Here is a 7,987-nt window from a genome sequence, read left to right on the forward strand (position 1 = left end):
CCGGCGTCGCGCGCCATCGGCAAGCTCAGGGAACCGCGCCTGTTGCGCGCGCTGCTGCCGGCGTTGTCGCTGGCTTTGGTGCTGGCCGCGATCGCCTGGCTCAATCCGCGCGCGATCAGCTATTTCGGCTTCACGCTGATGCTCAATCTTGCGATCCCGATTGCGCTCGCGACGATCGCCCAGATGTTCGTCATCGCCGGCAACGACCTCGATTTGTCGATCGGGGCCTTCGTCGGCTTCGTCGGCTGTGTCACGGCTACCTGGCTGCGCGAGACGCCGCTCTTCGGAATTGCCATGCTGCTCGGCTGCATCGCCGCCTACGCCGCACTGGGCGCGCTGATTTATCTGCGCAATCTACCCTCGATCGTCGTGACGCTCGGCATGAGCTTCGTCTGGCAGGGTCTCGCCATCCTGCTGTTGCCGAAACCCGGCGGCAAAGCGCCGGGCTGGTTGCTGGCGACGATGGGCGTCAAGCCGCCCTTCGTTCCATTTCCGATCCTGGCCGCGCTGGTGATCGCCTTGGTTGCCTATGTCGGTCTGATGCGCACATCGTATGGCGCGATCCTGCGCGGCTCCGGCGGCAACGCGGTCGCCATTGGCCGTGCCGGCTGGTCGCTGCTCAAGGCCAAGATGGCGTTGTTCGCGTGCACCGGCCTGTTCGGCGTGCTATCGGGTCTCGCTCTGATCGGCATCACCACCTCCGCCGATGCCAATATCGGCAACGGCTACACCTTGCTGTCGATCGCCGGCGTCATCCTCGGCGGCGGCGAATTTGTCGGTGGTCGTGTCTCGCCGGTCGGCGCGGTAATCGGCGCGTTGACGCTGGCGCTCGCCGCCTCACCGCTCCTCACCTTCATGCATATTCCGCCGGATTGGCAGGTCGCAGCCAATGGCGCCATTCTCATCGTCGTCCTCGCCGCCCGCGTGCTGATCAGCCGAAAGGAAGCCGAGCGATGAGGGCAGCAGTCGGCAAGGTTTTTGTCAGACCCTGGATCTGGTCATTCGTCGGCGCGCTGGCGGTCTGGTTGGCGGCCATCTTCTTCACCCATGGCTATGGCGCGGGAGGCATGCTCACCGCAGCGCTTTCGCTCGCGGTGTTCACGGTGGTGGTCGGGGTCGGCCAGATGTTCGTCATCACGCTCGGGCCGGGCAATGTCGATCTGTCTTTGCCGGCCAATATCGGGCTCGCCAGCGCGGTGGCGATGACGGTGATGGCCGGCGACGATGGCCGCGTCGCGGTCGGTCTGCTCGCCGCGCTCTGTTGCGGGCTCGCCATCGGGGCCGTCAACTATCTATTGATCTGGGCGCTGCGCATTCCGCCGATCATCGCGACGCTGTCGGCCAGCTTTATCATTCAATCGATCGACATCAGCTACGGTCGCGGCCTCCAGATCAAGCCGCCGCCCGGCTTCGCGGATTTCACCAACATCCAGCTGCAGGGCATTCCGATCCTCGCCATTCTCACGGTGCTTTTCACGATCGGCGCCGGCGTCGCGCTGCAGCGCACGGTCTTCGGCCGGTCCGTCCTCGCCATCGGGCAGAATATGCGGGCGGCGCGGCTCGCCGGAATCAGGGTCGGGTGGGTGCGCTTTGCCACCTACGCCCTGTCAGGCGCGCTCGGCGGTCTGGATGGCGCATTGCTGGCCGGCTATTTCCGCGGCGCCAATGTCGACATCGGCAACGAATACCTGCTGGCTTCCATCGCCGTGGTGGTGATCGGCGGCACCTCGGTCGCCGGCGGCAAGGCGAATGTTCCAGGCCTCTGGGGCGCAGCGCTGTTTTTGGTGCTGCTGCTCACCATGCTCAATACATTTGGCGTCAGCGCCGGGGTCCGTCTGCTGCTCACCGGTCTCATCATCGTCGCCGTCATCACCGCCGCCGGAGGCGAGCGCACGTCATGACGCCGCTCGCGTCCACCGCCACCAGCCCCGCACCGCCTCGTGAGGATCGCAAACGCCCGGGGGCATTTGCGCCGAGAAATTTCGTGACAACCTCGATCTGCTCATTTGCGATCAGCGCTGGCGCGCGACCGCAGTTCAGAACGGTATGGATACTTGCGTTGACTCGGCTACATGCCGGTGAGCATCGGCCGAGGTTTCGAAAATATGCGCCCCGACGTCGCGGCGAGACAAAGCGTCGCCAAGCTTAAGACGCATGAACGCGCTCGTCGTGTAGCGGGAGACATGATCATAACATGTCCGCTCCACGTCGGCTGCCATCGAAAACCAACCAGCGGCCATGTCCGGCGCGATATCAGACGAGTCGTAGTTGATGATCGCGGAAAAGCGATGCCCTACGCGAGCGAAGATCTCAAATACGGCTTCGCGTATCGCCTCGATATCGCAGAGCTTGTGGACCCGGTAGCCGTCAAGGCCCAGAAACAGCGTGTTGCGTCTCTCATCGAAAATGAGCCGTTCAGTCAATGGACGGTAGAGAAGCCTGTCATCAAGCTGCATCAGCCCATCCCTGAACAGTGACGCATCCATGGCTTTCGGCGACTGGATCACAGGCCGAAATCCCATCAGGGCAAGAATGTCCCGCTCGATATCGATACCTGGTGCAATCTCAATCAGTTCGAGACCTTCCGCAACCAACCTGAACACGCATCGTTCGGTCACGTAGAGAACCGGCTGTGCGTTGCTGACGGCAAGCCGTCCCGAAAACGTGATTTGGTCGACCCTGTCGACAAATTTCGGCGCCTTTCCTTCATTGACGATCTTCAGCAGGCCATCCACGATGGCGGTCTTGAGACCGCCGGATGTGAACGTGCCCGCGAACATCAACCGACGCGCATTCTGCGATATGTTGATAAACCCGCCGGCGCCAGCGAGACGCCCGTTGAACAGGCTGACGTTGACATCGCCGCGGCCATCGACCTGAGCCATGCCGAGGCACGCCAGATCCAGCCCGCCGCCGTCATAGAAGTCAAACATCTGATTCTGGTCGAGGATGGATTCGGCATTGATCGCGGCACCGAAATCAAGACCGCCCTGGGGGATGCCGCCGATGATGCCGGGCTCAGCGGTCAAGGTCACATAATGAACAGCTTCTCTTCCGCAGCGACCGAAGCAACCCCTTCGGGCATGCCGATACCGAGATTGACTACACCGCCCATCGGCAGTTCTAGCGCACACCGGCGCGCGATGATCTTGCGGTCATCCAGCGGCAGCGGGACATTTCGGTCGGTGGGCGCGCGCAACTCGCCCGAGAATGCGCCGTTGTAGCCGGTGGCATAGGTCTGGGCATGATTTTCCGGCTGCGCAATGACGACGCAATCAATCAGGACGCTGGGTATCTTCACGTGCCGTGGATTGAGCGAACCGGATGCCGCGATGCGCTCGACCTGTGCAATGACAAACCCCTTGCAGTTCTTGGCGGCGGTCGCGAGCGCCAGATTGTCAAGCGTCAGGGCCTCCTTTTCCATCGAGATGTTGCCGTTCCGGTCTGCGGTCGTCCCGCGGATGATCGCGACATTGATCGGAAATGCCTTGTAGAAGAGCCACGGCTCGCCATCGATCTCCAGCAGGCGCACCAGATCTTCGATGGTACGCTCATTCAACTTTCCTCCGCCATTGGCTGGATCGACAAAGGTTCCCAAACCAACCTTTGAAAGCAGGCCGGCCTTGCGTCCCGCGATCTCGCGAAATAGATGCGAAACGCATCCAAGCGGCAGATTGTACGCCTCAACAAGATTGTCGACCGCCATTCGCGCCAGTTTCGGCACCAGGCCAAAATGTCCGCCGATCAGGCGCTTGATGAGCCCAGGATGGGCCAGACGATTGAGGCCGCGATCGGCGCCGTCGCCCGGTGCAGCAGCGAATACCAGCGTGAGGTCGCGGGGCTCCCCGGTCTGAACGAACCGCCACTCCAGCGCCTTGATGATTTCGTCGGGCGTTCCAACCCCTACGAAGCCCGATGAGGCAACGGTATCTCCGGAACGGATGATGGCAACCGCCTCCGCGGCATCGACGACCTTGTTACGCATCAGGTTTTGCCCCTGGAAGTGGCGTCGCGGGCGACCAGCCAATCGGCGATGCTTTGGCTGAGTTTACCCTGCGACTTGCTGGAGACGAAGAGTCCGACATGCCCGCCCGGCAGAGCAATCTCCGTGTAATCGTCGCTTCCGATCTTCGCACCAAGCGCGCGCGAGCAGTCTGGCGGAATGATGTGATCGTCCAGCGCGAACACGTTCAGAACCGGCGCGGTGATGGCTTTGAGGTCGACCTGACGGCCCGATAGGGTAAAGCTGCCATCGGCCAGGCGGTTGTCCTGATAGAGCTGCTTAAGCCACGGTTTGGCGGCCTCGCCGGGATGATGTGGCCGGTCCGCGAGCCAGTTTTTCATCCGAAGAAAATTCATGAATTTGGCCCCATCGTCGACCACATCGATGAGGTCGACATTGTATTTCGTCAGCGAGCGCATCGGTGTCATCATCGAAAATACCGAGCTCATGAACTCACCCGCCAACACCCCATAGGTATCCACGAGCTTGTCGATGTCCTCCGGATCGAGGCTCCGCGTCCAGATATTCAGGAGGCCATGATGCGCCGCCGTGTCCTTGATGTCAGCGTGGAAATCAAACGGCGTGATGGTCAGGACCAGGTTCTTGACCTTGTCCGGATGAAGCGCCGCATAGCAGGTGGTGAAGACCCCACGCTCGCAGATCCCCAGAAGCGTCACCCTGTCGTGGCCGGTTTCGCGGCAGATACGATCGACCGCGGCATCGATGTAATCGTCCACATAGTCGTCGATGGTGAGCCACCGTTCGGTTCGAGTGCCGCCGGATGACGCCCTATTCGGCATTTTCCGCACCTTTAGATTCCGCACCTTTGGCCTGCATCGGACGTTCAAGCGCACGGACCTCGCGCCGCAGCTCGGTCAATTGTCGGGTCACCTCGTCGAAATCCTTGCGCGTCGGCAGACCGAGCATCGCCGCAACAGAATCGGCGACGTCGTCCTGCCGGCTTCGCAACTGCAGCCCGGCCTGAAGCAGCTCCTTTTGTGCCTTCAGAAAGTCGTCGGCCCGCTGGTTCCGAATTAGTTCCTGCTTGGAGATTTCGCTCCATTTGGCAAATGCCTCGCGCCAATCCGGACCCGGCGCCTCGCTCGCGCCGGTCGCGGACATCGCTTCAACAAATCGCTTCGAAGCCTCGGTCCAGGGCGCGGAAGCCACCGCACTATAGCTCGCCAGACGCTGGCGCATCTCGATCCAGGCGGCAACGGCCAACGCCAGCTTGCGGTCGATGTCCCAGGCATCGGCAAGCTGCGGCCCCTGCGCCATTCGCTCGATGGTCGCCGATAACTCGTTGCCATCGCCAAAACCGACCGGCTTCTCCGAGATCCGAGCCAGCATGAACGGCGCCATGGAACCTGACCACGCCTCAACCAGGCGATTCGAGGACTCCGCCATGGTTTGCCACAGCCTTGCCCATTCCAGCGCATGATCCGGGGCAGCGGCTGGCGATTTGTCTTGCTCGCTCATCGTCCTCCTCGCACTGCGACTTCAGCCAAGGTCAAATTTCATGCGTCGCCGGGTCAGGCGGCTGCTCTGTTCCCGAAGGCTTCGGTATAGATCGCCAGCGCATCTTCGAAATTTACTTCCCGCGGATTGTTGACGAGAAGCCGCGTCTGTTTCATCGCATCCTCGGCAAGCTTCTTCAGGTCGCTCCTCGCAATGCCGACGTCGGCGAGCGAAGCCGGCACGTTGCAGTCTCTGCAGATCGCGGCGATCGCGTCGACGAAAAGCCGTGCCCGCTGGCTGACACCCATGGCTTGCGATTTGGGGTCAACGATCGGCGCGAGCTCGGCATAGAGCGCTTCCGCTTCCGGCAAGTTAAACCGGAGCACCTGGGTCAGCACCAGGGCGTTCGACAAACCATGCGGCACGTGGAATATCGCACCGATCGGATAGGCCAGCGCATGAACCGCTGCAACCGGGGCATTGGCGAAGGCCATGCCGGCCAGCATGGACCCCAGCAGCATCTGCGACCGCGCTTCAAGATTCGAGCCGTCTGCGCAGACCGCACGCACATTCGCCGACAGCAGCGCCAGGGCCTGCCGCGCCAGCTGATCCGACATCGGATTCTTCTTGTGCCGGCTGGTATAGGCCTCGATCGCGTGCACCATGGCGTCGATGCCGGTCGCAGCGGTGACGTGCGCGGGCAAGCCAAGCGTCAACTCCGGATCGAGGATCGCCCAGTCCGGCAGCAATCGAGGCGAGACGACGCCTTTCTTTTCCGTCGTGGGCGTCGTGACGATCGCTATCGGCGTCACTTCCGAGCCGGTGCCGGCCGTCGTCGGCACCAGCAGCAGCGGAAGACGCTCACCCCTGGCAAGACCGACGCCGTAGATATCGTCGAGGCGGTCGGGGGTCTTGGCGAGATAGGCCACGAGCTTCGCGGTATCGAGCGCGCTACCGCCTCCGATCGAGGCGACCAGCTCGACCGCCCCATCGCGGCACAGGGCGATCGCCCGCTCGACGACGTGCGACGGCGGGTCCGCCTCCACGCCGTCAAACACTGTCAGTTCACATCCATTCGCAACCAGTCCTTGTTCGGCAGCCGCGGTCAGGCCCGCTTTGCGCACACCCTTGTCGGTGACGAGAAGGACGCGCGTTGCACCATATCCGGAAACCAGTTCAGCCAGCTTTTTCGATGCGCCGGCCTCGAACAGAATATTCGGCGGCGCCTGGAATGTAAAAGACTTCATCGGCTATCACTCCTGATCTGGTGTGGCGTTTCCATTCCTGATGCAATTTCGGTTTCGCGATCGTCGCTTCTCGACTTACGTTACCCCCAACCCTCACGTCGCCGGTTCGTCGACCGTCTTCAACTTCTCGCGGAGTTCATCGATCAGCACGCGGGTATTTTCGGTGTAATCGATGGGAACCGCGACCAGGTGCACCCCGCCGCTTTTGAAAGCCCGTTCCAGCGCCGGAATCAGATCGTCGGTGCTTTCGACCCGTGAACCTCTTGCACCATAGCTATCGGCGTATTTGACGAAATCCGGGTTGCCGAATGTCAGGCCGAAATCTGGAAAATTATCCACGGCCTGCTTCCAGCGGATCATGCCGTAGGCCGAATCTTCCAGGATCAGCACGACGAGATTGAGCTTGAGGCGAACCGCGGTTTCCATTTCCTGCGAATTCATCATGAAGCCGCCGTCGCCACACACCGCCATTACCCGGCGTTCCGGATAAAGCATCGCGGCCATCATCGCCGATGGCAGGCCGGCGCCCATGGTCGCAAGCGCGTTGTCAAGCAGCAGCGTATTCGCCACGTAGGTGCGATAGTTTCGCGCAAACCAGATCTTGTACATCCCGTTATCCAAGGCGACGATGCCGTCCTCGGGAATGACCCTTCGCACGTCATGCACAATGCGTTGCGGGGTGGGCGGCCAGCGATCCTCGGTGGCGCGGTCGGCGATACGACTGAGGATGCCTTCGCGAAGGCTCAGCAATGCGCCGGCATTATGCAGTCGCCCTTCGACGCGGTCGGCCAGCAATTCAAGACTCGGACCGACGTCTCCGACCACCTCGCACTGCGGAAAGTAGACCAGTTCGACATTGGCGGGCATATAGCTGACATGGATCACCTGGGGGCCCTTCGGACCCATGATGAAAGGAGGCTTCTCGACGGTGTCATGGCCGATGGCAATGATCAGGTCGGCCCGGTCCACAGCCTCATGCACATAGTCGCGCTCGCTGAGCGCGGCGGTGCCCATATACAGATTGCTGCCGCCCGGAACGGTACCCTTGCCCATCTGCGTGTTGAAGTACGGAATCTTCGTGCGGCGCACAAAGCCGCCAATGCCTGCCGTGCTGCGCGGACGCGACGCCGCGGCGCCAAGCATGATCAACGGCCGCTTGGCTTGCAGGATCATCTCGGCGGCGCGGTCCAGCGCCGCGCGGTGCGCGACCGGAATCTCGATCGGATGCTGCGCAACCATCGCAACTTCCTCACACGCTTCTCCCGCCACGTCCTCGGGC

5 protein-coding genes and 2 pseudogenes are annotated in these 7,987 nt (G+C 61.9%); 2 read left to right on the forward strand and 5 right to left on the reverse strand.

The window, feature by feature from the left end; translation table 11 throughout:
• Nucleotides 1-15 precede the first annotated feature (15 nt).
• On the forward strand, nt 16-957 hold the full coding sequence (locus tag ABSG20_RS24015; protein WP_423866999.1) for an ABC transporter permease: 942 nt from the start codon (nt 16-18) through the stop codon (nt 955-957).
• Nucleotides 954-1,901: an ABC transporter permease gene (locus ABSG20_RS24020; protein ID WP_423866995.1), complete on the forward strand. Its 948-nt coding sequence runs from the start codon at nt 954-956 to the stop codon at nt 1,899-1,901. Before ABSG20_RS24015 ends, ABSG20_RS24020 begins: the two co-directional genes overlap by 4 nt.
• A gap of 135 nt (nt 1,902-2,036) precedes the next feature.
• On the opposite strand, the pseudogene ABSG20_RS24025 reads toward ABSG20_RS24020, so the two are convergent.
• From ABSG20_RS24025 to ABSG20_RS24045, 5 genes and pseudogenes are all read right to left on the reverse strand, one after another.
• Nucleotides 2,037-3,985 (reverse strand): annotated as a pseudogene (locus tag ABSG20_RS24025) (acyl CoA:acetate/3-ketoacid CoA transferase).
• Nucleotides 3,985-4,773: pseudogene (locus ABSG20_RS24030) on the reverse strand (alpha/beta fold hydrolase); the annotation flags it as partial. The pseudogenes ABSG20_RS24030 and ABSG20_RS24025, both read right to left, overlap by 1 nt.
• Nucleotides 4,774-4,792: 19 nt before the next feature.
• Nucleotides 4,793-5,482, reverse strand: a complete 690-nt coding sequence (locus tag ABSG20_RS24035; RefSeq protein WP_423866996.1) for a poly(R)-hydroxyalkanoic acid synthase subunit PhaE — start codon at nt 5,480-5,482, stop codon at nt 4,793-4,795.
• Between the two features lie 53 nt (nt 5,483-5,535).
• Entirely contained in the window at nt 5,536-6,708 is a 1,173-nt protein-coding gene (locus ABSG20_RS24040; RefSeq protein ID WP_423866997.1) for an iron-containing alcohol dehydrogenase, read from the reverse strand.
• Between the two features lie 93 nt (nt 6,709-6,801).
• Nucleotides 6,802-7,987: acetolactate synthase large subunit (locus tag ABSG20_RS24045; protein ID WP_423866998.1), on the reverse strand; the 1,186-nt coding region annotated here is incomplete at its 5' end.

It is taken from the genome of Bradyrhizobium sp. (assembly GCF_049512235.1).
Classification (GTDB): Bacteria; Pseudomonadota; Alphaproteobacteria; order Rhizobiales; family Xanthobacteraceae; genus Bradyrhizobium.